Annotated in this window: 22 protein-coding genes; 13 read left to right on the top strand and 9 right to left on the bottom strand. The window is 47.8% G+C overall.

The genetic code is table 11. From position 1 onward, the window contains the following. The first annotated feature begins 31 nt into the window (after positions 1-31). Both B8987_RS19680 and B8987_RS12035 read left to right on the top strand, forming a co-directional pair. Positions 32-187, top strand: coding sequence for a hypothetical protein (locus B8987_RS19680; RefSeq protein WP_020376190.1), 156 nt, complete (start codon positions 32-34; stop codon positions 185-187). Positions 188-240: 53 nt separating this feature from the next. Further along, the gene (locus B8987_RS12035; protein ID WP_020376189.1) at positions 241-585 is read left to right on the top strand and encodes a DsrE family protein; all 345 of its coding nucleotides are present in this window, start codon (positions 241-243) and stop codon (positions 583-585) included. 57 nt (positions 586-642) lie between these two features. Here B8987_RS12035 and B8987_RS12040 read toward each other — a convergent pair whose 3' ends face one another. Continuing rightward, a complete protein-coding gene (locus B8987_RS12040) occupies positions 643-1,284 on the bottom strand; it encodes a response regulator transcription factor (RefSeq protein ID WP_020376188.1) in 642 nt (213 codons plus the stop codon). Further along, positions 1,268-2,887, bottom strand: a complete 1,620-nt coding sequence (locus B8987_RS12045) for a GAF domain-containing sensor histidine kinase (protein ID WP_051005460.1) — start codon at positions 2,885-2,887, stop codon at positions 1,268-1,270. Before B8987_RS12045 ends, B8987_RS12040 begins: the two co-directional genes overlap by 17 nt. Positions 2,888-3,298: 411 nt before the next feature. Between B8987_RS12045 and B8987_RS12050 the strand changes: the two genes are divergently transcribed. Then, positions 3,299-4,039 (top strand): sulfite exporter TauE/SafE family protein, encoded by a 741-nt coding sequence (locus B8987_RS12050; RefSeq protein ID WP_084661642.1) that lies wholly within the window; start codon positions 3,299-3,301, stop codon positions 4,037-4,039. Between the two features lie 287 nt (positions 4,040-4,326). Here the strand turns inward: B8987_RS12050 and B8987_RS12055 are convergent, their stop codons facing one another. Then, positions 4,327-5,421, bottom strand: coding sequence for an AI-2E family transporter (locus B8987_RS12055; RefSeq protein ID WP_020376186.1), 1,095 nt, complete (start codon positions 5,419-5,421; stop codon positions 4,327-4,329). 284 nt (positions 5,422-5,705) lie between these two features. Between B8987_RS12055 and B8987_RS12060 the strand changes: the two genes are divergently transcribed. Then, positions 5,706-6,446, top strand: coding sequence for a M48 family metallopeptidase (locus B8987_RS12060; RefSeq protein WP_020376185.1), 741 nt, complete (start codon positions 5,706-5,708; stop codon positions 6,444-6,446). A gap of 380 nt (positions 6,447-6,826) precedes the next feature. Here the strand turns inward: B8987_RS12060 and B8987_RS12065 are convergent, their stop codons facing one another. Further along, positions 6,827-7,162, bottom strand: coding sequence for a DUF6922 domain-containing protein (locus B8987_RS12065; RefSeq protein WP_020376184.1), 336 nt, complete (start codon positions 7,160-7,162; stop codon positions 6,827-6,829). Further along, complete coding sequence (locus B8987_RS12070) at positions 7,159-7,938, bottom strand: nucleotidyl transferase AbiEii/AbiGii toxin family protein (RefSeq protein ID WP_020376183.1); 780 nt, start codon at positions 7,936-7,938, stop codon at positions 7,159-7,161. Before B8987_RS12070 ends, B8987_RS12065 begins: the two co-directional genes overlap by 4 nt. 559 nt (positions 7,939-8,497) lie before the next feature. Between B8987_RS12070 and B8987_RS12075 the strand changes: the two genes are divergently transcribed. Continuing rightward, complete coding sequence (locus B8987_RS12075; protein ID WP_020376182.1) at positions 8,498-9,340, top strand: HEAT repeat domain-containing protein; 843 nt, start codon at positions 8,498-8,500, stop codon at positions 9,338-9,340. A gap of 166 nt (positions 9,341-9,506) precedes the next feature. Here B8987_RS12075 and B8987_RS12080 read toward each other — a convergent pair whose 3' ends face one another. Then, complete coding sequence (locus B8987_RS12080; RefSeq protein WP_020376181.1) at positions 9,507-11,306, bottom strand: ABC transporter ATP-binding protein; 1,800 nt, start codon at positions 11,304-11,306, stop codon at positions 9,507-9,509. Further along, positions 11,299-13,041, bottom strand: a complete 1,743-nt coding sequence (locus B8987_RS12085; protein WP_020376180.1) for an ABC transporter ATP-binding protein — start codon at positions 13,039-13,041, stop codon at positions 11,299-11,301. The genes B8987_RS12080 and B8987_RS12085 overlap by 8 nt, the downstream gene beginning before the upstream one ends. A 737-nt stretch (positions 13,042-13,778) precedes the next feature. Here B8987_RS12085 and B8987_RS12090 point away from each other — a divergent pair. The 3 genes from B8987_RS12090 to B8987_RS12100 all read left to right on the top strand — a co-directional run bounded on the left by B8987_RS12090 (position 13,779) and on the right by B8987_RS12100 (position 16,123). Beyond that, positions 13,779-14,153: a hypothetical protein gene (locus B8987_RS12090; protein ID WP_020376179.1), complete on the top strand. Its 375-nt coding sequence runs from the start codon at positions 13,779-13,781 to the stop codon at positions 14,151-14,153. Positions 14,154-14,373: 220 nt separating this feature from the next. After that, positions 14,374-15,312, top strand: a complete 939-nt coding sequence (locus tag B8987_RS12095; protein WP_020376178.1) for a D-2-hydroxyacid dehydrogenase — start codon at positions 14,374-14,376, stop codon at positions 15,310-15,312. A gap of 34 nt (positions 15,313-15,346) precedes the next feature. Continuing rightward, the gene (locus B8987_RS12100; RefSeq protein ID WP_176213244.1) at positions 15,347-16,123 is read left to right on the top strand and encodes a nucleotidyltransferase domain-containing protein; all 777 of its coding nucleotides are present in this window, start codon (positions 15,347-15,349) and stop codon (positions 16,121-16,123) included. A 7-nt stretch (positions 16,124-16,130) separates the two neighbouring features. Here B8987_RS12100 and B8987_RS12105 read toward each other — a convergent pair whose 3' ends face one another. After that, positions 16,131-16,346 carry a hypothetical protein gene (locus B8987_RS12105; protein WP_020373442.1) on the bottom strand — a complete coding sequence of 72 codons (216 nt, stop codon included), beginning with the start codon at positions 16,344-16,346 and terminating at the stop codon, positions 16,131-16,133. A 415-nt stretch (positions 16,347-16,761) separates the two neighbouring features. Here B8987_RS12105 and B8987_RS12110 point away from each other — a divergent pair, with 415 nt between their 5' ends. The 5 genes from B8987_RS12110 (at position 16,762) to B8987_RS12130 (ending at position 23,913) form a co-directional block, all read left to right on the top strand. Next, the gene (locus B8987_RS12110) at positions 16,762-17,163 is read left to right on the top strand and encodes a cupredoxin domain-containing protein (RefSeq protein ID WP_084661644.1); all 402 of its coding nucleotides are present in this window, start codon (positions 16,762-16,764) and stop codon (positions 17,161-17,163) included. Positions 17,164-17,904: 741 nt separating this feature from the next. After that, positions 17,905-20,775, top strand: a complete 2,871-nt coding sequence (locus B8987_RS12115) for a molybdopterin-dependent oxidoreductase (protein ID WP_020373440.1) — start codon at positions 17,905-17,907, stop codon at positions 20,773-20,775. Between the two features lie 3 nt (positions 20,776-20,778). After that, positions 20,779-21,444: a 4Fe-4S dicluster domain-containing protein gene (locus B8987_RS12120; RefSeq protein ID WP_020373439.1), complete on the top strand. Its 666-nt coding sequence runs from the start codon at positions 20,779-20,781 to the stop codon at positions 21,442-21,444. Then, complete coding sequence (locus B8987_RS12125) at positions 21,441-22,385, top strand: dimethyl sulfoxide reductase anchor subunit family protein (RefSeq protein WP_020373438.1); 945 nt, start codon at positions 21,441-21,443, stop codon at positions 22,383-22,385. The genes B8987_RS12120 and B8987_RS12125 overlap by 4 nt, the downstream gene beginning before the upstream one ends. Before the next feature lie 37 nt (positions 22,386-22,422). After that, positions 22,423-23,913 carry an MFS transporter gene (locus B8987_RS12130; RefSeq protein ID WP_020373437.1) on the top strand — a complete coding sequence of 497 codons (1,491 nt, stop codon included), beginning with the start codon at positions 22,423-22,425 and terminating at the stop codon, positions 23,911-23,913. Between the two features lie 203 nt (positions 23,914-24,116). Here B8987_RS12130 and B8987_RS12135 read toward each other — a convergent pair whose 3' ends face one another. Beyond that, a complete protein-coding gene (locus B8987_RS12135; RefSeq protein ID WP_084661645.1) occupies positions 24,117-25,361 on the bottom strand; it encodes an MFS transporter in 1,245 nt (414 codons plus the stop codon). Between the last annotated feature and the right edge of the window lie 543 nt (positions 25,362-25,904).

Below are 25,904 nucleotides of genomic sequence, written 5' to 3' on the forward strand. Positions count from 1 at the left end.
CAAGTTGCGCAGGTGAAAGGAGTGGTGTACTATGGCGCAACAAAATTTACACTTTGATGAATCTGATTCGAAAACATTCATTGATAAGGCGGTCATCTTGGTATTGGCAGGACTGGGATTAGTAGGAGGCTGGTCCGTATTAGGATTGATTTTTGCCGGACTTCATAATCTTGCTCATGTCCTTTAAACATCGATCGGAGTGGACTCGAGGGGAGCTTATCACAATGGAGGTGACATTCGATGCGTTCGGCTTTGATAGTGCTTTCCCGCTTTACCTCTGAACCCTATAGCGTTCGGGGAATTTTGCACATGGCTCGTGAAATGGCCAAGCATGGTGTCAATGTGGAAGTATTAGCTTTAAGCACCGGCATTGAAGTCTTCCGCAAGAATGGTGAATACGCAGACCTTTTTGGTCCGTTATTGCGAGAACTACAGGGCCTTGGAATTCGGTTAGCTGCCTGTACGAACGCCATGAAAACCGCAGAACTGACCAAAGATGACATGTTCCCCGCTGATCTTTATGTCATTGGTGGTCAAGAAGTAATTGCACGCTCTCGCTATGGTTATCAAATTTTAACATTTTAGATTTCTAGTGATGATATCTCGTCAATCAATCCCTAATGCCCCTGGCTCTCAGAGTCGTTAGGGATTGATTAATCCTCGTCGTGATGCCACAATGAGTGCTTGAGTCCGGTCATACACACCAAATTTGGCAAAAATGTGAGACATGTGTACTTTAACAGTTTTTTCGGTAATGCCTAGATAACTGGCAATCTCTTTATTGGACATTCCCTGTCCCAACGCTTTTAATACCTCAAATTCGCGGGACGTTAATGGAATATTGTCTTCTGGAGTCATAAGTCCTGCATAATCTAAGTTTCGATCCATAACATTTGCCGTTTTTCCCTCGACTACCTGATGAATTGTTGCGACAAGGCGATCGGGATCGACGCTCTTATCGAGATATGCTTTGGCACCTGCTTGGATTGCAGCGTGGATCCGTTCAACATTTTGATACGATGTCAGCACAATAATGGGGATATGGGGACTCACTTTATGAATTTGAAGAATGGCTTCAATGCCGCTCATCTCTCCAGCTAACACTAAATCCATGAGAATCACGTCAATCTGCTGAGAATACTGGTTGACGAAATCTAACGCCTTGTGCCCCGTATCCGCTTCCCAAATTTGCTTTACGTCAGGAGCTAAGTCGAGAAACGTGCGTAGTCCCTCGCGCACGACCGGATGATCATCGACGATGAGAATGCTAAGGGTTCTTCTCATGATGAGATGTCTCCTTTGGCTCTTGTGGTGGAGATGAATAAAAATACGGCTGTAACGGCAGTGTAACCATAATGCGGGTGCCGCTTTCCGGTTGACTGTGAATATAGATCTGGCCTCCTAAAGACAGCACCCGTTCGTGAATCGTACGGGATCCATATCCCGGTTCGGTAGCCGCGGGATCAAATCCCTTACCGTCGTCTTCGATATGCAGATAAAGGTTTTGATCATCATAACTTAAGTGTAACTGTACATGGTGGGCCTGACCGTGTTGCAAGGTATTATGAAGACTTTCATCAATAATGCCTTTTAAGATATAAAGCGCTTCCCGGTTCCACCATGTCGGAATCTGATCGGGTAAAGATATATCGAAATGAAGACCGGTAGCCATGGTCAAATGGGACAGGTCATTTTTTAATTGGTTAATCCATTTGGCAGCTGAGGGAGGGCGCAAGGCGCCGATGAGCTGGCGCATTTCAATTTGACTTTGCACGAGTTGGGTACTAATCCGTTGCAAAAATTCTTCAATTTTGGGATGTTCGGGCTCTGTCTTCCACAAGACCGCTGCACTGCGGGTTAATAATTGAGCCGAAAAGAGGCGTTGGTTCACGGAATCATGGAGTGTCGCCGCTAGCACGCGTCGTTCGCGTTGCTGGGCTTCTTGCCGGGACTTTTCATAAACACGCACATTTTCTAGTGCTGCCGCAATATGCCATGCCGCCGTGATGAGCAAATCACGGTCAAAGGGATGAAAGGCACGGATTTGTCGGCTTTCAGCGCGGATCCGGTAGGGTGTTTGGGGAATCTCTTGCCACAATCCCGATACGTCGTCCGATATTAACAGACCGGGAGGCGATGATAAATTTTTATCTGAATCGTTCTGGTCATAACGATAGGCCATTTCATATGTGCTGTCACGAACACACTGGGCGACAAGAGTCATGGTATCATACGTGTTAAATATGGCGACCGCATCATAATCCAAGATGTGGGCCAACTGTTGGCAGGCCTGATTCAAAATGTCGTTAGTATCCATGGTGAGAATGAGATGATTGGCCAAGTTGGCTAGAGCCCGGAGACGACCGGCATACCGGGATTGTTCTAACAATAGCGTTGACCGGTCTAAAGCTACGGCGACTTGGTAACCAATAATCCTTAATAGGCTTAAGGTATCTGCAGAAAACGGCTTTTTACCCGCGGATGCCACATTGAGAATACCTAGAGGTTTTTCGTGAGAACGTAAGGGCACGCTGGCATGAAAAACTAATCCTTGTTTGTCTCCAGAAGCATCCCGCAGGCGGCTACAGCGCACAATGTTGACAGCCGTATGAAGACGTCCACGCACAAAACGATCCTGACACTCGCACCAACCGACTTTCAAGGCATGGGCGTCATTGTTGGCTAGCGCGGGCGGAAGCCCGCTCGCGCCCATTTCAACAAAATACAAGCGGGCAGGATCGTACCGAAAAATCCATGCGGTTTGTAATCCTAATGAATGGACCGTAAGATTTAACAACCGGGTGACGGTGGTATCGATGTCCGTTGCTTCATTTAAGGCCTCCGCAATATTTTTCAAGAGGTGGATGCGTTCTGCACTCATGGACATGGCTGTCACCGAAACTCCTATCTGGTTGTCGTTTGATGGCTTGATTATACCGTGTTGACGCGTCCTTAACCTGCTCAAATCGTCCCTTTACGACTAAAGTTCTATTTTGGATTTTCCCCGTTTGCCCGTCATTAGGACACAAGAATGTTTCTCAAGGTATCGTCAAGGGATTTTGACGGGTTGGGACCATATTCCGAAATATTGGCCAAAAGTCTAATTTTTGGTTCAGATCGGAATGGCGACTTGACAGATTCCTTGGGGTAATGATTTGATCAAATTTGAATAACGTGATCGAATATTGTTGGTGACGGTTTGTCTTTGAGACAAGCCGTTATTTGCTTAGAATTCCCGGCACGATCCCGAAAGTCATGGCCGGGATGGCCGAGAGGAAAGAAGGAATGAGCAAAGACGATGGGAATTTTTCATAGCCTGAGTCTTTATAGTGTAGCGTTCTTTATCGTGGTCATTGCCTTTATTGTTCGCGGTACGATTGGGTTTGGATCCGGGTTAATTGCCGTGGCCAGCTTAATTTTACTAATGCCGGTAAAGTTGGCTGTGCCCCTGGTGTTTTTATTGGATTTGACGGCCGCCCTGGTTCTAGGGTCCTATGACGCGAAACAAGTGGTGTGGCGCGATGTATTGTGGGTGTTGCCCTTTGCTAGTGTAGGTGTTTTCATTGGCGGATTCATCCTCAAAAAGGCCTCACCGGGCAGCGTGACATTTATTTTGGGTTTATTCATCCTCGTCTATGTGCTCTATGCCTTATGGGTAAAATTAGATAAGTTACCCAAAATCCGCACGCTTTGGGCCATTCCGTTAGGATTATTAGGCGGATTAGCTGGCAGTCTCTATGGTGGAGGGGGTCCGCCCTTGGTAGCCTATTTGCAATTGCGGAAATTGGACAAGCGTCAATTTCGTGCCACGATGCAACTGGTTGCGGGGATGAATAATGTGCTGCGCGGCATTTTATATGTGGCGTTGGGTTTGTTAACCCTTCCCATTGGTCTGGGGTATCTAGCCTTGTTACCCGCCATGTTATTGGGATTATGGATAGGCAACAAGGTCCATTTGCGCATTAATGCAAAACTTTTTCAAGAAGTGGTATTGGTCGTGCTCACCTTGGTGGGTTTAAAATTAATGATTCCTGTGTAAGAAACAAGCCCCGATATTGGAAATAGGTTATGTGCCATCGCAAAAGGGATACCACTGGATATTGCCTCCCCTCCGACAATCCAATTACCGGCACGTAATAGACGATGTCAAACACCTCATAATCCGAATGCTGTGACAAAGCCCATAGCTGGCGTGACATGAACGCATTCACTGGTCGCGGGTTTTGGATGGGGTAAGAAGGCTAGTCGAGGAAAATTCGGTCAAACACGGGATTTGCTTGACCGAACTTTCTTATTCAAATATCCTGTCTCCTTCTTGCTAAGGCATTACAGGGCATCTTTAGGCGATGAGCTGGCATAAGCACGCCAAGCACCTGCTCCGGCGCGAATGCCTGCGACTGCAATGCCGGCTGCTGGTACGGCAAATAGAGCTCCCCAAATACCTAGCCATGTGGCACCAATTAATAGCGCAATAATTGAAATGATGGGATGTAATCCTAATTGGTCGCGCATAATGCGCGGTCCGAGGACATCCGATTCGAGAAGATGAATGCCTAAGAGCATTATCAAGACTTCGGGGACGTGAAGAGAGGGGTGATCCAATAACGCGAAAATAAGGGGCAACAGTGATCCGATTACCGGACCAAGCAAAGGAATCAGTTCTCCGACCGCGGCAATGACTCCGACAGTGACGGCATCGGGGAGACCGATGATGGACGTGCCGATACCAAAGGCCAATCCAATGAGGACAGATAATAAGAGTTGTCCTCGCACATAGCCGCCGACCACGCGGGCAACAGTCTGTTCCACGGCAAGAACAGCGGGAAGGGGACCTGGAGGAATCAGGTGTTCTAACGACGCTTCAATGCGTGGGGCATCCAGTAACATATAAACCGTGAGAATAATGATTAATACCGTATCCACCAGTCCTTTAACAATACTGGTTAAGACACGTACGGTGTCATGAATCGCTGCTGAAGAGGCGGCTGAGGCATGCTGAAGCGCTGTGTGTTCGATTTGCTGGATGTTCAAATGGATACCGGCATTGCTGAGAAAGGTCAGGACGAGCGGAATGAGACGTTCCACATCACTAGGTAATTGCTTCGCTAAAACCTGTAACTGAATGACAATAATTGAGGATAGGCCGCCAATGCCGCCGAAAAATACCACAAGAGATCCTAAAACCACAATGAGAACTGCCAAGCCGCGTCGCATGCGGCGCGAGAGCAATCTCACGAGTGGATTTAACATGATGACAATGGTCGCCGAAAGCACGAGGACAATGACGACTTCGTGTAACCGGCTTAAGATGCGTTCTGCGGCGAAAATAATGATGCCGGCTAAAATCACGACCATTAAACTATCTTTGACGCGCACGAGGCGACTGTTTTTCATAGGGGCCAGAGGTGGAACCATATTCATGACAAACCCTCCATTGAATTCGGTTTTCGTCTGAATTTGACGGAAATTCTACACGACGTTGATTCTTATTGTGCCATAGCCAAAACTTTATCCCCTATGAATGCGTCATAAATCTTGCCATGCTCTATGGCTTCCAGTCTTGTTATACTAGTGGATGCTTATTCCAAGGGTCCTGGTGGATAGGGAGAAATGTTACACAAGCGTACGGTTTTTGGCATTTACCTTAAACTCCTATGGTATTGCGGCGTAGGGATATTAGAAAGAGGGGAGCTCGAGAAGGATTAATGGGCCAAATCAAAGGACAAATTATTGCCACACAAGAGATGACGAGTGGAACAACTCATTTGATGTATCATGTCATTATGCGGCCTAATCGGCGCCGAGCGGCATTAAGAATTGAAGCGGATGGATCATTAACGGTACTGGTTCCACCCGGATATCCCCTCGAACGGGCAAAGAATTTTGTTCAGCAAAATATCCCATGGATTCTCAAACATTATCAAACTCTAAAGCAGTATGAGGCCAAAACTTTTCGCGAAGGCGAATTATTTTCATTCTACGGAGAACCATTGACCCTTTCTTTTCGTCATGATCAAATCTGGCCCATAGTGCGCAAGGAAAACGCCCAACTTATCGTCGGTATAATGGGTGACACTGATCATCAGGATCAATCGCAATTGATACGCCACCATGTAATTGAGTGGTATTATCAACAAGCTGTGGCGACTTTAATACCGCGTCTTCACTCATGGGCCAACCAACTTGGACGATTTCCTGAACATGTCAAAATTCACGAATATCGTAGTCGCTGGGGATATTGCCGTCAAGATGGCTTGATTGCCCTCAATTGGCGCATAGTGCAAGCCCCCGTTCGCGTTGTTGATTATGTGCTTGTGCATGAATTGACCCATTTAAATTATCCGCATCATCAGAAACCGTTTTGGAATGCTGTCCGTCAAATTCTTCCGGATTATCATAATGATAAAAAGTGGCTCAAAGACTATGGCCATCAACTTCAATGGTAAAACAATGAAAATATTTTACCGTGGGGTGCACGTGATTATCCTCTTCAAATTGCTATAAGATCCTGTTGATGTCAGCAAAATGCTAGAGGTGTTCCTCGCCGAATTTGAAAACCAAGTGGCCTGTTTTGATGTTATGGCTTAAGAATTTTACGACGGGGGCGACACATCAATTGTTATCAAGATGCGTCTGATTTCTGCGTCGTTCATGGCGAAGAAATGAGATACTAGGCCGAGTAGGGGTTAATGGGAGGGTTCCCGATACGGACAACCGCAAAACAGGTGACGTTCGAGCAGATGCCTGCCCCTTGAAAAGCCTTGCAGTGATTTCCCACAGAAAATCACCCTTGGAAACAACACTTGATATGGTCATGGGCCCGTGTCTACCTTAACTCCGTGGGAAACCAATCGGGCAGCGCATCGGGGGGGACTCTGCGGAGGGCATTGCCGCCCTGCCAGCGCGGGGTTTCGCGGGGCACACCATCGAGAACGAGAGTCCAAAACCGCTCCATGGCAGGTGGAAGCATCCGCGCATGGAGTGGTTCTCGAATCCATTGCTGGAGGGTGTTCCATCCGTAGACATCAAAGAGCCAATCCCAATCCTCTAACGTCCCATCGGCCAAGACCGTGGGAATAATGATTAAGGCGTGTCGTGTGGTGTCTAACCTATCGGCATGATACCGGTAAAACAGACGTTGGAGTTTTTCGGGCAGTTTCATAGTCGTGGTCCTCGCGTTGGCGGTTGAAATCGTCGAGTGGCCCATGTTTGAACTTGGCGGATGAGATCCTCGGTGATTGTTTCAAAAGATTGTGGCGTTGTTAATAACGATAAAGCGGTATCACGGTCTGGAAGATCTTTGGTATAGGTCAATTGTTGGAGAAATAAACGGGCAGAAAAGGCTTCGCCGTAAGTCTCTTGAGCTATTTGGATGATATCATTAAAGGATATGACATTATGTGTTAACACGGCATGAATATCTAAGTAATCTCGAGCCTGCGCGCGGCGTCCTATGGTGTAGGCTTTTTGTACAGCGACATCTCGGGCATCAGCGACAGCTAATCCACACCATACGTGATAGGGAAAATGGTGCGGAAATGGATAAGCCAGCAGTGTCACAGACACGTTATTGAGTCGAAACTGAATTTGATCGGCCGTTCGGAGTTCCCATTGGACCGAAGAAAACTGTTGAAGCATAGTATCCATTTTTGGAAGGGCTGGTAATGTTTCCCGCGGGTCTCGAGTAAAAAAGTCAAGATCTTTCGATTGACGGTGACCCAAATGTAATGCCAATGCAGTTCTTCCAGATAAATAGAATTGGTTCATAGCCGACCATGTTCGCAAAGCACTCGCCACGGCGAGGGTGCCCGCTGGAAGATTCTGCTCGTACAGTATTATCACCGCCTTATTGGTCATGCCAATGCATTGAGGAGACGCTGATATGTTTGATGAGGTCTGCGTCACATAAAGTGCAAATTTAGGTACAACATATTTCATCGTCGGCCTCGTAGCCGTTTTTAAGAAGATCTTCCTCACTTAATTATATTATACCGAGAAGATTGCGACATATATCACGGGAGTAAGTGACAAACCGGACGGATATCGGATTTATCGCTGCGCCACGGTACTGGCAAATAAATCCAAAATTCCTAATAATGTGGTGCGGTCTAAACCCTGAAATAGTCGTCAAGGTTCGGCGAAACGCAGGGGAAGCTCTTCTTCATCACGTGGATGAATGACTGCTGGAAAGTATTGTGATGGTGGTATGCTAGAGATAAAGGGTAAAGCCTGCTGCAACATAGTCTATTGCGGCCCATTGCCGTCAATTGGCCGGGAATCCGTGGTCACTCTCTCTGAAACCATGGTGATAACGTTAGAAGTGGCAGAGACCATTTAGTAATGGGTTTCAAGTTATGAAATTATGAAAAACCCTCACGTGATTAGACTATTTGATAATTCCATGTGAGACATCTTGATTCTATGATTGAATATTTAAGAGGGAGCGGTGCACTAGGCGTGATTGAGTCGTGGTGAAGGACAAGGAGATGTGGCAAGGGTGAGTTCTTATGACGATTGGGAACGTACATTCCTGGAATATTTTGAGCAGAAATCCATCGCGGAATCTATCATCATATTGAATGAAATGAAGTCGTCGCATAGGCCATCTCCGAATGCGAAAATCAAGGAGAGAGCGATTGACTTAATCGTACAACGGATAAAAAATCCCCGCCATATGCTTAAAGTCTGTATCGATCTCATCGATAGTCAAACACCAACAGGACGTGAAATGGCTTCGCAGCTATTGCCGACAATCCATACAGATTTTCCAATAGACGTGTCATCAATGCTCAAGGATCTTTGCAACGATAACAATTGGGAAGTGAGGGAATGGGCCGCAAGTGGTTGTGGTCAAATATTGAGCCAAAATTTTGAGGGATTCTACCCTACTCTTAAGATGTGGACTCAGGACGACTCCGCGAAAGTCCGTCGGGCCGTAGCGATATCTGCCAAGATGGCATCTCGTGCGCGAAAGCCGGAATGGTGCTCTCCCCTTCTATCCTTAATGGATGATCTCATTCGTGACAGCGACCCTTATGTTAGAAAGAATATGGGACCATTTGCTATCGGTGATGGCACTCTTAGGTATTATCCCGAAGAGACCATCGCGCACATTAGTCAATGGGCTACCATGCCTGATATCTTTGCGCGGTGGAACGCAGCTATGTCCTTTTCTGCGGCCGAGGGGGCTAAGTACCCAGAGATCGCAGAAGGGATATTGACCCAGTTGTCCGTCGACCCGATCTCCGTCGTCAGGCGCGCTGTGGACTCTGCCGTGAGACAGTTACAAAAACGGCTACCAGATTTTCGGCTCGGGGTTTCTTTTAATGATACGAAGTAGCGCTGTCCGTCTAGGTTGTTAACACGTAAGACCCGGTAATGATAAGAAATCCAGACTGCTGCAGGATTATGGTCGGCAGACGAGCCTTTCGTATCCCTGCAGGTTGTGGACATCACAAACGAAAGCTTCTCGGCTTGTGCGATCTCATTTCGGTCCGGCGACCCTATTACGCCGACCCCGTAGGTTCCAGCATCCACGCCGATTTGTGAATCATATGCGCATAATACCCATTATGGGCGAGTAATTCATCATGGGTACCGGATTCCACGATACGCCCCTGATCTAGCACAAAGATGCGGTCAGCATAGCGCAGGGTTGATAAACGGTGGGCGATGACTATGGTGGTACGATTTTTAGCCACTTCCATTAAGCCCTTTTGTACTGCCATTTCACTGACGGCATCTAAATTGGCTGTCGCTTCATCAAGCACTAAAATCTTGGGATCGAGAAGAATGGTGCGAGCAAAGGCTAACAATTGTCGCTGACCCGTTGATAAGTTGGCACCATGGGGAGTCAGCCATGTGTCATAGCCTTGGCGGAGCCTCCGGATGAAGATATCGGCTCCGGTAATGCGACACGCCTCTTCGATTTGTTCTAAAGAAATGTCATCACGAAAAAGGCGAATATTATCGGCAATCGTCCCCGAATAGAGATTTACATCTTGCTGCACGACGGCCACAATCTTGTGCAAATCATCTTGCCGAATCTGGCGAATATCAATCCCATCGATGCGAATAGCTCCTTCACTCACATCGTAAAACCGGGCCAAAAGGCTGATTAACGTGCTTTTGCCAGCACCTGTTTCGCCAGCAATGCCAATAAATTGTCCAGGAGCAATATGCATGCTAATGTCCTGAAGAATAGGAGCTTCCGGCTTATATGCGAAAGACACATGATCAAAATCGACCTGGCCTAACAGTGGGACTGAGGACGGATTTAAAGGATAAGGGGGATCGGGGTCTTTGAGGGTCGGCGAAGTTGCCAACACGGAACTGACCCGTTCGAATGAAATCATGGACGATTGCAAGGTATTCCAGTTTTGAGTCAGGGAATTAATCGGTTCAAAAAACTGCTGTATGTAGGAAATAAAGGCATAAAGGACACCGATTTTGATGCTGTGGTGGAAGACAGCTAATCCTCCTGCCCACGCCATAAACGCGACGGCTAAATTGCCGAGCAAGTCAAAACTCCGGTTAAATAACACATCCCAGCGAAACTCGTTGACGTTGGCGTTTTGATATGGCAAATTGAGCTGATTGAATGCATCGAGCTGTTTTTTTTCTTGATGAAAGATTTGAATAATGCGCATGCCCGACAAATTTTCCGCGATAAAGCCAATTAACCGGGATTGCCGTGAACGGGTTGTGTTATAAATCTTATGCAAACGAGGTCGAAAAATCGCCGAAATCAGCACAATTAAAGGAATCACGAGGGCACTTAATAAGCCTAAACGCCAGTTTAACAGTAGCATGGCGCCCATGACCAAAATAATGGTCAAACCATCTCGAATGACACTCAACAGAAACTGTGTGAAAAACTGGCTGATGCGTGTGGTATCACTTGCCACATTAGTGATAAGACGGCCTGTATCATGCGTTTCAAAATAATCCATAGATAGCGATTCAATGTGAGAAAACAAATCGATACGGATTTGCCTCACGATTTGCTGTCCTGCTGACGCGATGACGCGGGTTTGATACAAATTGGCTAACAATCCCACCAATGTAATAGCGAGATAGAGAAACCCGATTTGGATTAAAGGGGATAAAACCGAATTTTTGACCAACAAATAGCGATCGATGGCGACCTTGACTAAATACGGTTGAATGACTTGAGTCAGGTTATACAAGATGACCAGGGCAATGACCCCAGCAAAAAGACGCGTATAGGGTATCGCATAAACAAGCAAGCCCTTTATCGGACTATGGGTAGGAACACGTGGCGTTTTCGAATCTTGATTAGGCATGCTGTTCACTTCCTTGCGACTGGATGGCATAGAGTCTTGCGTAAAAACCATGCTGGGCTAAGAGTTGGGCGTGGGTACCATATTCGATGATCTCTCCATCGTCGAGAACCATAATGTGATCGGCCAATCTTAAGGCGGAAAGACGATGACTGGTAATAATTAGTGTGCGACCTTGGTCATGCAACTTTTTTAACGTATCCAAAATAACGGATTCGGTGACGCTGTCGACAGCACTGAGAGAATCGTCGAGAATAATCACTTGCGATTGGGTTTTCATTAGGGCCCGCGCGATGGCGATTCGTTGACGTTGGCCCCCAGATAACGTCAAGCCGTGTTCGCCGACGATGGTGGAAAAGCCCTCGGGCATCGCTTGGATAGCCGCTAAAATATTCGCTTCAGATGCGGCTTGCTGGATTTTTTGCAGATCTGGCTCGGGCAGGGGAAACGCAATATTTTGCCCGATACTCAGAGAAAACAGGAATCCATCTTGCGGAACATAGGCTATATAATCACGCAAGGACTCGCGGCTGACATCGCGGATATCGGTATCTCCAATGAAAATGGTTCCGGGGGGCGGATCGATTTCCCTTAAGAGTAATCGTGCTAAGGTCGTTTTGCCTGCTCCGGTGCGTCCAACGATGCCAAGAATGCTGCCTGGCGGAATGCGTAGACGGATATGTTGTAGCGCACAATGATCACTGTGATCATAGCAAAAGCTGAGATCACGAAATGTGATGGCGCCTTTTTGCGGCAGAACTCTTGGCATAAGGGGATCTTTGATTTGTGGTTCGGCTTCTAAGAGGACTTGGATTCGCAATAAAGATGCTGACGAATTTTGAAAGATATTGATCACGTTACCGAATTGCATTAAGGGACGGACCATCATGCTCAAGTAAACCGTAAAAGCGACAAAAGCCCCAATCGAAATGTCATGGTGCAGCGTTAAATATCCCCCATACATTAATGTAATCGCAAAACTAATCCCACTGAGCAACGGAATTAAAGCCTGAAAGGTGGTATTGAGGCGGACAAGTTGCATGGAATTGTCATAGATCGTATCAACTTTGGTGGTAAAACGTCGGCGTTCAATGACCTCGTTCCCCGTAGACTTGATTAAACGGATGCTTTGCAGACTTTCCTCCGTTAAATCGGACATCCGTGAAAGGGATTCCTGCACGACGCGGGACTGGTGACGGATCTTGGGACCCAATTTCACCACCACGACCGGAATCAATAAGAGAGGGATGAGGCTCACAAGCGTCAAGCCTAAATTAATATCCTTAATGGTCATCACGAGGGTCGCCGCAAACAGAAAAATGGCCTGCAGACTTTGGTTAATGCCTCCGGCTAACGCTTGCCGAATGGCCGGGACATCATTAAGAACATGGGACAGCAGATCGCCCACGGTGTGTTGGCTAAAATATTCTAATTCTAACGTTTCCCAATGCTGAAAGAGCCGCTGACGCAGATTTCCTTCAAATATTCTCGCTAATTTTCCGATAGTAAATTGCCCCACACCAAAAAGACCGACATACAGCGCCGATATCACGGCCAGTTTTAAGGCGTAATGTTCTATGAGTATGGGGGTAATGCCCTGATGAAATTGGTCAATAAATTCCCCAATGATAAAAGGAATTTGGACTTGAATAACCTTCGCGATCCCAATACTCGCGATAGCCAACAGATATTGACGGAGATGCTCACGAAAAAAATCGCGAACGAGACGGTGCCCCATAATTGATTGCTCCTCAATTCCATGATTCCACAACTATTTACTGTCTAACGGTTTGCCAGTCACCATTTAGGAAATAGCGCCGAATTTTATGCCAAACGCCCCTGGCCAATAAAAGTCCTCTTCTTTGGTGTCATGGAACATCGTCATTCCAAAACACCAAAGAACAGGCTAAAATCCATGTTACCACAAAGTATCCATAATCTTCGATAATTATGGAATCGGTATACAAGCGATATCGGGATTGTCATCTCTCACTCCAGCTTGACATTGTGAACGGTTTAACAAATTTATCGATAAATTCTTTGTTAGGATTTGGCAACCTTGGGATCACAAAAGATAATAAAAAATAAATAGTGTCTATAGGGCACGAGAACCACTACCCGATCTTTCAAGGAGGTTATGACGATTCATCTCTTAACCACTATTTTTACAGGATTCGCGATATTTGCCTCGGTTTTGTATGCTGTGACGCGTTGAACTCAATGGTCTAGCTGATCAACTATCACGCCGAAGAAATTTGGGGTATTCGATTTTATGAGGGATCCCTCATACACCCGGAACTTTTCAACTCACAATGCTGGCAAGTGTTGTGGCATGATCATGACATGTGATGCATGACAGCGAATGGCTATATTGGATGCAAAACCCCGGAAAAATTATCGTTAGCACCCATAAGGCAAGGCTATAGTGTACGATAGATTTATGCTACAGCCATTTGCGTTAGGGGGTTCATGGCAATGGATCAGCAAGACAATGATATGACACGCCTGTTATCGGCTTTGTTGCCGGATGAAACGGTCGTCGGAAATCCTTATTGGGCCCTGATGCAGTGGGAACAAGATCATTTGACGGGAACTTTATGGACGATTCCTTATCACGAGCATCAGGTCATTCCTTTATTCACATCACGGGAGCAGGCTGAACAGGTTCATCTTACCATCAATGAACCAGATCAGTATGTGGTCCGTGGTCTCTCACGGATGCATTTGCACTTTGTGGTGCGCACAGCATCCAAGGAAACGCACTTTGCTGTCGTCGATGAAATATTAGCGAATGGACAGTTTGCCTTAACCCTTATAACGCCACAAAACCTCTTAGGACGGGGCGTCTAAGAACGAGCTGGATCATTAATAAAATAATAAAAATTCATTACATTGGACAAGAAAATTTGTCACGGTTTAAAGACGTTTAAAGACAAGGAGATTGTGAGTGAGACAAAACAGACTCCAGTCCTTAAGGAAAAGCGAATGATAAACCTGCTCAGGACATCTTACACTGTCTGAACGATATCAAGACAAAAAAGAGAGAAAAAAGACAGAAAGGGAGAAAAAATTGGCACACCCCAGGATTATTGTCTACCGCAGTGGACACGAACGAATCGGTGAAATCCTGAAGGAAATGAACTGTCCCGGAGAGATCATTACGGCGAGAACCTCAGAAGAATTTGAAGAGCTTGTGCCATCTGCGGAGATTGTCTTTGGGTGGAAAATTCCTCCTCACCTGTTTCGTCACGCACGCCAGTTACGATGGATTCAATCGATGGGAGCGGGCGTTGACGATTTGGTCAGCAACCCGGATTTGCCTCCCACGGTGATGATCACTCGAATTGTGGATCAATTCGGGTCATCGATTGCCGAGTTCGTTTTTGCCGAACTGTTGGCTCATGTGCGCAGACTCGATCGTCTGCGCCAGCAACAACGAGACCATCGTTGGGAACCTTTGGCTGTAGGAACCTTAAGAAACCAGCGCATTGGCATTGCGGGACTGGGATCGATTGGACAAGAATTGGTGCGTAAGGCGCGGGCATTCGATATGGTAGTTTACGGATTAAGCCGTGAGCCTAAACCCGAAATGGTAGATAAAGCATTTAGTTCAGACCAATGGATTTTGTTTGTGCAGTCATTGGATTATCTGGTGATTACCTTGCCCGTTACCGAGAAAACGCGTGGGGTTGTTGGTCAGCAAGTACTGCAAGCGATGAAACCCGACGCTTTGATAATCAATGTTGGCCGCGGTGAAGTGATCAATCAACAAGCGTTAGTTGATGCTTTGACAACGGGTCAAATTGCCGGAGCGGTGCTTGATGTGTTCGAAACCGAACCATTGCCGTCTGACAATATTTTATGGGACTTGCCAGGAGTACGTATCTCACCACACATTGCGGGACCGAGTATCGATGAATATGTGGCTCACTATTTTGTGAACAACGTCGAGCGCTATATCAATCAAGAACCATTAAATGGGTGGGTCGACCGGCAACGGGGATATTAAATTAAAGGAATCTGCTGTCAAAATGAGCGAACGGATGCGAGACTTTTGTTGGAAGACATTGGGAATGGAAGGGCTTATGGATCAAGACGCCGTGATTGATTACGTCCTTAAAGCAATGACAAAAGAACTGGGAGATCATTTGCAAGGAATTCTTCTAACGGGCTCGCGAGCGATGGGCACCAGTGACAAGTATAGCGACTGGGATTTTTTTGTCGTGCATGATGGAAACTGGAGGCAGCGCCGTTTATTATCCTGGAACGGGGAGGAACTTGAACTCTTTTTGAATCCAGTTTCCCAGATTCTCCTAGAGTTTGACGAGGACAATTCGGCTACTGTGTGGATGTTTGTGTACGGAAAAATTATCGTGGATCACGCAGGGATTCTTACGCATTTAAGGGATATAGCACGTAAAAAATGGGAAAGCCCGAGAACGCCGTGGTCTAATGAAGAGAGAGATCTATGGCGTTATCATCTCTGCGACTTGCTCAAAGATATCGTGGGGTGCGCCCAGACAGATGTGGCCGCAGCATCGTATCTGATTGGGCTTATTTTGCCCATGGCCTTGGAGGGCTATTACCGTTATCACGGATGGTGGCAACCTAAACCCAAATATCTTTTCGGCGATTTTGTAAAACGCGAACCCGACATCGCTAAATTCGCGGCAACCATTTTGGCGAACGGCTTACCGCTTGAGGAGCGTATAGGCCTATTAACAGACTTCGTCGGCGAAATAATGAGGCCCGTAGGAGGTTGCCTAGCCGAATGGCAAACCCCGCCGGAAATCGTTCAAAGTTCCCCAAAGAGCGTTTAACCATGACCTATTCGTGGTGATCATCATTGGGATGGGCTTTGCGCGATGTAGGCGGATCCGGAAATAGCGGGATAACGGGTGCTAATTTGCTGTGCCGCGCTTTTTTGCCCAAAGTTGTGGATGATTTGGCTTCTTCTTGAGCACGGTGTTTTTGTCGTTGCCAAATGAGATAGAAGACCAGAGCCCAAAATAATGGCGTAATAAGCACGAGCAATCGCAGCACAGTATTCACTCCTTACTAATAACTGATAACTGACTGAAATGATTAACGTCTACTTCTTTATTATTTTACTGCATGTGTAATCACTTAAGTTGTCAATCCCTCAAAAATTCTTTTCGACGGTTGATGAGAAACTTGTTGCATCTTGACCTATGTGATGAGGATTTTTTGTTGGACACGGCTCATGGTATAAGATCCCTATTTCCAACACAAAGAATAAGTCTTCGACTGATGAACATCTTGTTATAAACGACATTAAGTAGTATAACAAAACTGTTGAGAATCACAATTCCCCAAGAGCTCTCGAACCAAAGAATAATTCCTAATATTTTTGAAACCAACTATTTGGGAAACGTCGAGTTTCCAAAATTAAGGTCTCATAAAGATCAGTCGAAGATCCGAGAAAGGATGACTTTTTATGGCACATATCCGTTATCTATTACCCGCTCTGGCGCTCTCTGTCATTATTGCAGGGTGTGGTGCCCAAGCATCATCTTCCCAAGCTATGTCTTCATCTTCGTCATCGTCATCGATGACGTCCCCATCATCGACGCAAGGAGCATCCACACAAGTGGTATTATCCAATGGAAAATTTCATCCCTCTCATATTCATATCGCGCAAGGACAAACACTGACATTTGTATTTGATGGCATGGGACAAGATCATTTAGATCTCTTGCATCAAGGACATTTAGTGGCTCGGTCACCAGATTTAAACCAAGGCGGCAAATGGGAGTATACGTTTAAAACATCTGGAACATTTATTATCGAATCCGAAACCATGACCTACATCCATGGAACCATTTCGGTTCACTCATAAGACAGCCGGAAAATGCATAGACGCACTTACCAAGAGCGAACGAGCACGCATTCAACTGACCAAAGTTAATGAAGCGCACACGTCCTAAACGTGTCCGCATCGTGGCCATCTCAACCATGTGGGGGGCCGCACCGACCATTGTCAAACCTGTGACTATCAGGCGAACCGTCTCGAGGTCGGTGCGGTAAACATTCTCGAGAAAGAGATGTACGGGGCAATTCGTCCCGGAACGATCTTCGTGCCCCATCGGAGCGCCTATCGCCGTCGCGTTTTCCTCCAGGGAACGTCAAGGCGTAGTGGCGGCTGAACCCCGCCTGTTGCTAGACGGTTCAGGATTCAGTTCGGAGGAAGACTTCCAAGGGTCCCATGATCCGCCGACGCAGCGATAATGATTCCGCCAAAATCTTCGGCCTTCAAACCCGAGAGATTCCATCTGTGGAGACTTGGAGACTGGGCTTTCCTGTTAGGGGAAAGCCTTCTTTGGTGTAGAAATAGAGGCTGGGGTCTCGTTTGAGGTCGATATCCATTCTTAAGGCCGATGACTCCATGAATACCTAATGCATGAGGACTAGTTATTTTTGTTTTTCAGTATAAAAAATATTATACCTGACGTGGTGATTGCCATTTTATTGAGCTATCAGAAATGACGAGAAGAGCCATTAATGATTCTGTACGCCAAGGTTAAAAAGGACTAGTTACAATGAACCTAAGAATTTATGTTTCCATGGAGGGGGCGTAGTTATGGCGGTAGATGCCGAGAATGTGCAAACTGCTGAAGAACTTAACGTGATCCCGCAACCGACGCCGGCATCAACGCGCAGGGTGCATACGACATGTTACATGTGTGCATGTCGATGTGGCATCGAAGTGACGGTTGAAGATGAGCGTATTCGCTTTATTTCGGGTATACCCGAATCGCCTGTGAATCACGGTGTATGGTGTGCCAAAGGTGGAGCGGGCATCATGACTCAATATTCCCCGGCCCGATTGACCAGCCCGCTCATGCGGGCGCCGGGTAGTGAACGAGGCGAAGGGGAGCTTGTACCAGTCGACTGGGAAACAGCCTTGTCCACCGTGGAAGGATGGTTAAGGGAGATTCGGAATACGGACCCGGCCAAGCTTGCCTATTTCACGGGCCGCGACCAGATGCAAGCCTTTAATGGTTACTGGGCGAAACAATTTGGCACCCCTAACTGGGCCGCGCATGGGGGATTTTGCTCGGTGAATATGGCAGCAGGGGGCATGTACTCGATTGGCGGGAGTTTTTGGGAGTTTGGCTGGCCAGATGTGGAGCATGCGCGTCTTTTTATACTGATTGGGGTGGCGGAAGATCATCCTTCGAATCCGCTAAAATTGGCCATTGCCAAGTTAAAAGACCGTGGAGGACGTTTTGTCGTGGTCAATCCCGTACGCAGCGGCTATGGGGCCTTAGCCGATGAATGGGTTCCCATTCATCCAGGCACTGACGGGGCGTTACTGATGGCCTTTATGCACGTCCTTGTCCAACAAGGATTATATGACGCGGAATTTCTACGTCGTTATACCAATGCCGCCGCATTAGTGGAACAAGCCCCAGGGACCGAACGTGATGGCCGGATTTGGCAAGCTGAGAACGGCGATATGATGGTGGTGATGCCTTCAGGTCAATTTGTCCCATTTAAAGAGGCCCAAGGTCAGGGACAATTGGAAGGAACCTACACATTTGAGGGCCGAACCTTTATGCCGGCATTTCAAATTCTTAAAGACCGGTTGCGCACATGCACCCCGAGCTGGGCAGAACAGATTACCCATGTCCCGCGTAAAACCATAGTGCGTTTAGCTTTAGAGATGGGCCAAACGGCCATGAAACACCCGGTGATTTTACCTGAACCCTGGACAGATTTTTACGGAACACATCATAGTCACACAGTCGGTCGACCCGTGGCTTTTCATGCGATGCGGGGATTAGCGGCGCATACCAATGGATTTCAGACTATTCGGGCATTGTTTGATTTGATGATGATGTTAGGGACGATAGATACCCCAGGGGGCTTTCGTTACAAGAGTCCGTATCCGAAAGCATCACCGCCCCCAGTTAGCCCAGCTCCCAATCGGGAGGACTATCAGCCCAATCAGGCTGCCCCCAAACCTCTTTTGGGATATCCCACCTCGCCTGACGATTTGCTTGTTGAAGGTGATACGCCGATTCGTATTGATGAGGCCTATTCATGGAAATATCCTTTGGCCGCGCACGGTGTGATTCAAAACGTTATCCGCAATGCGCATGATCAAAGGCCCTATGGCATCGATACTCTGATGATTTATATGGCCAACATTGCTTGGAATTCGAGCTGGAACACACTCGAAACCCGACAAATGTTAACAGCTAAAGACGAACAGGGGAACTATAAAATTCCTCATGTCGTGGTCATTGATGCCTATGACTCGGAAACGGTAGCATTTGCCGATATTGTTTTTCCGGATACGACCTATCTCGAAAGGTGGGACGCCTCGTCTTTGCAAGACCGGCCGATTTCGGAACCGGAAGGACCCGCAGATTCCATTCGTCAACCCGTTGTTCCTCCTCCGCGTGAAGTGCGTCCTGCAGCCGATACCTTAATCGAATTGGCCAACCGTTTGCAGTTGCCCGGCTTCGTGGAAAATGGGAAACCACGCTACAAGACTTATAAAGACTTTATCCAGTTATGGGAAACTCAACCCGGATCGGGTGTGGGGATTTTGGCTGGATTTCGTGGTCGCGATGGTAAATCTCAGTTGGTCGGGGAACCCAACCCGCGTCAATTGGAGGCCTACGCCAAAAACAAAGCGTTTTGGTTCCAGCCGCTACCGGAAGGCCGGAAGTATTATCGTATGGCGAATGTGGAGTACCTCAACTGGTCCAAAGAAGTCAAATTTAATCCGACTAGTGATCCCATCATTTTGAATTTTTACTCGGATGCGTTGCAGACCTTCCGACTGGCAGGTCAAGGGTTGTGGCCAGGAAAGAAACCCACCGATCCAGCCTTACGGGAACGCCTCGTGACCTACTTTGATCCCTTGCCATTTTGGCATCCGCCGCTCGAGATGGTGATGGCTCCGGTTGAGGACTATCCATTGGTGATGATTACGCAACGGCCCATGACCCACTACCACTCGTGGGGATCCCAAAATGCGTGGTTACGGCAATTGCTGCATGAAAATCCTTTGTTTGTCAATCCGCAAACAGCTGCCAAACTGGGGTTAAAAGATGGGCAATGGGTTTGGATGGAATCCCGCCAGGGACGGATGACGGCCACCTTGCGTTTTTCCGACGCGGTCGAACCCGGTACGGTATGGACGTGGAATGCGATTGCCAAGGCCCCAGGATCTTGGGGGCTCGATCCCAAGGCACCCGAAAGTCAACGCGCTATTCTTGTTAACCATATTGTTCCCGATACCTTGCCCAGTGAGTCGGGAGTCTTGTTTAACAATGATCCTATCACTGGTCAAGCCGGTTGGTATGACACCCGGGTGCGGATTTATCCATCCGAACTTCATGAGGTCTGGCCGAAAGTGGCAGCAAGAAAGCCCAAGCAGGTTGAGATGACCCAATTGACCCACTTACGTTATTCCACCCGGAAAGGAGCCCGTTAAACGATGCAGCTTACGATTATTACCGACCTCAATAAATGTGTGGGGTGCAAAAGTTGTCAAGTATCGTGTAAAGAGCATAATACGTCAGGAGAATTTGGGCCTGTCCCGGACCACGAACCTTACCGCGAAGTCGATGGGATGTGGTGGAATCGTGTACTGTCCGTGGAAGCGGGAGAATATCCTATGGCTTCGGTGATGTACCTGCCTAAAGCCTGTATGCACTGCTATGATGCTCCTTGCGTCCCTGTTTGTCCCACCGGGGCATCTTATAAGCGGGCAGATAACGGAGTGGTATTAATTGATTACGATGCTTGTATTGGTTGCCAGCTTTGCATGTGGGCTTGCCCCTATGGGGTGCGGGAGTTCGACGAGCATGAAGGCGTGGTCAAGAAATGCACGTTATGCATTGACCGTATTGAAGATGAAACCCTGCCAGCGAATGAACGGCAACCGGCCTGTGTCCAAAGTTGTCCGACACACGCGAGAACTTTTGGAGATTTAGACGATCCCGATTCTGAAGTGTCCAAATTAGTGGCCCAACGCCAAGGTTTTACTCTATTGCCCGAACTCGGTGCACGGCCTTCCGTTCATTATCTGCCGAGACGACCCATTCCCCACCAGGTCACCAATGATGAGATCGAACGGGTACTGGAGGCGAGCGAATTATGAGACCAACCTGGCCGCTTTTAGCTTTAACGTTACTGCAGGGATTATCGGTGGGCCTTATGAGTATAGCTGCCATACTTCTGTTTACCCAGCCTCATGATCCTAAGATGATTTTTATTCTTCAAGGGACAGCCTTCATTACGGGCGGTATTGGTGGGCTATCTTCGATTTTCCACATGCACCGGCTTCAGGGAGCTAAATACGTCTTGCGCCGGCTTAAAACCTCATGGCTCAGCCGGGAAGCCCTCAGTACGGGATTGTACATGATGGTGGTGGCCTTAACCGTTTTGGTACATTTGGTCGCTTTGCCGCTTTCAGGATTGTGGCAGACACTGAGCGTTATCGCCGCGGTTTTTGGCGTCGCGGCCGTCTATATCACGGCGATGCTCTATGCGACGATCCGGGCGATGCGAAGCTGGCACTCTCCACTGACGGTGCTGATGTTCTTTGGCGCAGCGGCCTTAAGTGGAACCTTGTGGGCATGGGGCATCAGTGGAATGCTTCATGAGAATATCCCGGGATTGCCCATGGCGCTTATGGTGGTACTGGTGATTACGGCTGTGTTAAAAGCACTGCAAATTCGCAATTTCCGCGAAGCAGAGCATATGGTGATGTCTAGCACGGGCACAGGTCTATCTCAAAAGCCCTACCGGGTGATGGACACGGGTACCACTAAACCCCCTTATCGCCATCAGACTCAAATTTGGCCAGCCTTGACGCCTGCACAGCGTGCATGGGGCTATGGGCTTATGGGTCTTTTATTGTGGGGTATTCCGGCGATCTTGTTAGTGGCCGTTCCGGGATTTGACCTAGCGGTGGTGGCCTTGGTCAGCGGGAGCTTGGGATTAATGGTTGAACGCTGGATGTTTTTTGGAGATGCCACACATAGTTCTCGAGTTTGGTTTGCCGACGAGCCGAAAAGACCTTCCCAAGTGGCTCGTTAACGGATAGGATTAAATACAACCTCGGAGGTGTAGCCGCGTGGCTAAGGCAACAGGTATTCGCAGTATTTGGCATTCCATGCCTCTGACACGATTTACCACACGCGAGAACTATATTTGGTTAGTCGTGTCAACTGTCTGTATTGGCGCTTTTATGGCCGCGTTGGATGCGAGCATTGTCAATGTGGCTTTACCCGACATGAGCACCTATTTTAACGCCAGTGCCTCCTTAGTGAGCTGGGTACTCATTGCCTATTTATTAACGTTGACCACCTTGTTAACTTTATTTGGGCGTTTAGCGGATATGCTAGGACGCCGACCCCTTTACACCTTTGGATTTTTAGTGTTTATTGTCGGATCTGCAGCATGTGGTGCGGCTGTTAATTTACCTATGCTCATTGTATCCCGGGTCTTTCAAGCGGCTGGCGCCGCCATGCTTCAGGCGAATTCGGTGGCCATTATTACAGCGACGGTACCTCCCTCTGTTCGAGGGCGGGCCATTGGATTTCAAGGTTCGGCGCAGGCGATTGGTTTGTCTTTAGGCCCAGCTATTGGTGGCGGGTTGATTGCCTTATTTGGTTGGCGGGCAATATTTTATGTGAACGTACCCGTTGGTCTAATTGGCACGGCCATGGCTGCGATGATTTTACCAAAAGACAAATTAAGCGGGAAAAAGACCACGTTTGATTGGTGGGGCACTTTGTTTATGACCCCGTTTTTAGTGTTGGTCATGATGGCATTGACCGAAGGCATGTCGTGGGGATGGGGATCGCCACGAATTCTCGGAATGTTTGCTGGAGCCTTGTTCTTTTTGCTCGCCTTTATTTGGCGGGAATTAAAATTCCGCGCACCTTTAGTCGATATGCGTCTGTTTAAAATCCCGGTATTTAGCATCGGGAATTTTACCGGACTGCTGTCATATCTGGCCATGTTCGGGGTTCTCTTTTTAATGCCTTTCTATTTTGAGCGGGTACTAAACTTTGACTCGGCCGTATCAGGGCTTATTTTAACGGCGGTCCCCCTTGGAATGACAGTCGCTGCGCCTAAAGCGGGGGCATTAGCCGATCGCTATGGACCGCGGCTTCTGACGACCGGAGGCATGGCACTTACGGGCTTAGCTATTGTGGGATTAGCTTGGACCGTAGCCATCCATGCCAGTTTAGTGCCTATGATTATTGAATTGATTTTAGTCGGAGCAGGCCTTGGGATCTTCACGCCGCCAAACAATTCATCGGTCATGGGGAGTTTACCTAGTTCACGTTTAGGCGTAGGCGGCGGTATTTTAAACATGGCCCGTTCCTTAGGAATGGCGATGGGCACTGCGATTTCGGGCACCATTATGGCCACCTTCCTGGCCTTAAATGGCGGGGTTGAGCGGGCTGGGGGACCTAAAGGACCATGGATTCCCGCAACCCGGTATGCTCTTTATGTCCTCGTGGCGCTCTCTTTGCTAGCTTCCTTACTCTCTGTGTTTCGGGTAGCCGCCGGAGAAAAATCGACAACCGTGGAGAAAATGCCGCTGGAATGGTAGTCACATCAACCATCCCAGATCTAAAGGCTCCAATCTCTGCTGCGCATTCAGGATGGAGAATGCTTATCTTTGGGCGGTGCTTCTGCTAGTGAAGAGGCACCGCCAATATTTTTTACCGAGGAGAAGAAAAGCGACTGACACATGAGTGGTGTGTCATGCACGAGGACTTCTCGAATGCGGTTCGAGGAAAGAGCCACATGGAATTATGACAAAGGCTGTTTAAGAGCCCAGGCTTCAATATCGTGTGTTGTCATGGTGCGAACGCCATGACAAGTGAGAGGCGCTAGAGCTGTGATGAGAAACAGGAAACCCGCGGTTCTTTCCACAGTATAAAGACCGAACGTGTGGGCAATGGGCACGGAGATGATTTCGGCCAAAGGGATGAAAACAAATGCGCCCATATCATCAAAGGCCATAATCCGGGAAATTTTGTCACGGGGAACTCCTTGTTGCAATGCGCTGTCCCATAGGGTCGTGGATATCCCAAGTCCTAAGCCCGCTACCATAGCCGCTGTAAGAAGAGACGGCACGCTCTGTTCCAGCCCTAAAATAATCATGGGCACGCCACCCACAGCCGCGGTCAACATGGTGGTACGTAAAGGATGCGAAAACCGGAGCCGAGTGAGAACAAGACCGGCAATAAGAATGCCAGCGGCTTTAAAGCTGAGTATCAGTCCCCATCCTGTCGATCTGAAGCTTTGCTGGGCAATAATGGGACCAAGAACTTGCCAAGCCCCCATTTGTAAGGCATTGAGAAAGGCCCAGGCGAGGGTAATAGGCCAAATCCACTGGCTCTCGCGAAAATATACCCATCCTTGTCGCATCTCGTGGACAATGGACGGGGCTGTGCTCTTCCAAGCACGAGGAATGTGAATGCGGATGATCAAGAGGCTAGCGACAAAAGAGCTGAATGCATTGACAGCAATGGCCCAGCCCCCGCCCCAAGTGGCGACGAGAAATCCCGCTGCTGCGGGCCCGACAATACGAGCGAAACCGCGCGCGGCGCTCAAAAGAGCATTAGCATGTTGAAGATGTGCGGTATCAACCATTTCGGGGACAATGCCGCGCAGTGCGGGTTCCGAAAATGCTGTCAAAATCCCCTGGATGATCGCCCAGGGGAGAATCCATGTGGAATTTGTCCCTGTGAGCACAATAATGGCAATACAGAGTTGAGATAATCCGAATCCCAGAGTTGTCCACAAGAGGATCCTGTCTCGCCGGTAACGGTCGGCGAGATGTCCTCCAATGAGGAGCATGATGATATGGGCAAGAAGCTCACCGGCCAAGATATCTCCTAACAGGCGTTGCCCATGAGGAGCCTGAAGTACAGCAAACGCTAGAGCAACGGGAGTCATGGCATTACCGAACAGTAAAATGCTCCGTGCGAAAAAGAACCGGCGAAACGGTGAATAACGGAGGGATCCGCGGGTTATGAAAGATTTTATCATCCATAGCCTTTCCTTTCCTAAGAATCCTAAGAAATAAAGCGGAAACCATACCCCGGGGTTGGCTTATCATAGAAAAAAATTCGTGGAATGTGTAGACTGATAATTTTTCAGGATTTATACTCATAATATGGATCCGTGGTGAAGCCATGATGTATTTCTTGATCCCTTTTTGCTGTTTGATTGGAAAGTTTTCTGCCCAGGTTGAGATCATGATGAACTTCCTTAGTTAACCTGGTTGCGAACAGGGTGGTGTGACTAATGGGAGTCACTCATGAGACTATCATCCCGTAAAAGGGAGAAAAAGGGCTTAAACGCGACCGTATTGGAAGGAATGCCTTTTTATTCTCGTCATGGCGACAGCCATTCGCACTCCTTATAAAACCCACTCGATTATTCCACAAACCTATCGCCGTATGAACACAAAGACGCTCTAACTTTTGCTTCTTGCGGTTTATGGCTATTGGAGTATACCCGTCTTCGCCTGCTCGATTGCTGGTTTGATTTTGCAGAAGGGTTGGGGCGGTTGCATTCTGCTGCGTCGCA

Origin of the sequence: Sulfobacillus thermosulfidooxidans DSM 9293, from assembly GCF_900176145.1 — a bacterium.
Classification (GTDB): Bacteria; Bacillota; Sulfobacillia; order Sulfobacillales; family Sulfobacillaceae; genus Sulfobacillus; species Sulfobacillus thermosulfidooxidans.

Bases quoted from the DNA above. Each gene is read 5' to 3' on its own strand.
- B8987_RS19680 (WP_020376190.1), top strand. From the start codon at position 32: ATGGCGCAACAAAATTTACACTTTGATGAATCTGATTCGAAAACATTC.
- B8987_RS12120 (WP_020373439.1), top strand. From the start codon at position 20,779: ATGCAGCTTACGATTATTACCGACCTCAATAAATGTGTGGGGTGCAAA.
- B8987_RS12090 (WP_020376179.1), top strand. From the start codon at position 13,779: ATGGATCAGCAAGACAATGATATGACACGCCTGTTATCGGCTTTGTTG.
- B8987_RS12055 (WP_020376186.1), bottom strand. From the start codon at position 5,421: ATGAATATGGTTCCACCTCTGGCCCCTATGAAAAACAGTCGCCTCGTG.
- B8987_RS12085 (WP_020376180.1), bottom strand. From the start codon at position 13,041: ATGGGGCACCGTCTCGTTCGCGATTTTTTTCGTGAGCATCTCCGTCAA.
- B8987_RS12135 (WP_084661645.1), bottom strand. From the start codon at position 25,361: ATGATAAAATCTTTCATAACCCGCGGATCCCTCCGTTATTCACCGTTT.
- B8987_RS12050 (WP_084661642.1), top strand. From the start codon at position 3,299: ATGGGAATTTTTCATAGCCTGAGTCTTTATAGTGTAGCGTTCTTTATC.
- B8987_RS12110 (WP_084661644.1), top strand. From the start codon at position 16,762: ATGGCACATATCCGTTATCTATTACCCGCTCTGGCGCTCTCTGTCATT.
- B8987_RS12040 (WP_020376188.1), bottom strand. From the start codon at position 1,284: ATGAGAAGAACCCTTAGCATTCTCATCGTCGATGATCATCCGGTCGTG.
- B8987_RS12045 (WP_051005460.1), bottom strand. From the start codon at position 2,887: ATGTCCATGAGTGCAGAACGCATCCACCTCTTGAAAAATATTGCGGAG.
- B8987_RS12100 (WP_176213244.1), top strand. From the start codon at position 15,347: ATGCGAGACTTTTGTTGGAAGACATTGGGAATGGAAGGGCTTATGGAT.
- B8987_RS12125 (WP_020373438.1), top strand. From the start codon at position 21,441: ATGAGACCAACCTGGCCGCTTTTAGCTTTAACGTTACTGCAGGGATTA.
- B8987_RS12065 (WP_020376184.1), bottom strand. From the start codon at position 7,162: ATGAAACTGCCCGAAAAACTCCAACGTCTGTTTTACCGGTATCATGCC.
- B8987_RS12115 (WP_020373440.1), top strand. From the start codon at position 17,905: ATGGCGGTAGATGCCGAGAATGTGCAAACTGCTGAAGAACTTAACGTG.
- B8987_RS12070 (WP_020376183.1), bottom strand. From the start codon at position 7,938: ATGAAATATGTTGTACCTAAATTTGCACTTTATGTGACGCAGACCTCA.
- B8987_RS12035 (WP_020376189.1), top strand. From the start codon at position 241: ATGCGTTCGGCTTTGATAGTGCTTTCCCGCTTTACCTCTGAACCCTAT.
- B8987_RS12080 (WP_020376181.1), bottom strand. From the start codon at position 11,306: ATGCCTAATCAAGATTCGAAAACGCCACGTGTTCCTACCCATAGTCCG.
- B8987_RS12060 (WP_020376185.1), top strand. From the start codon at position 5,706: ATGGGCCAAATCAAAGGACAAATTATTGCCACACAAGAGATGACGAGT.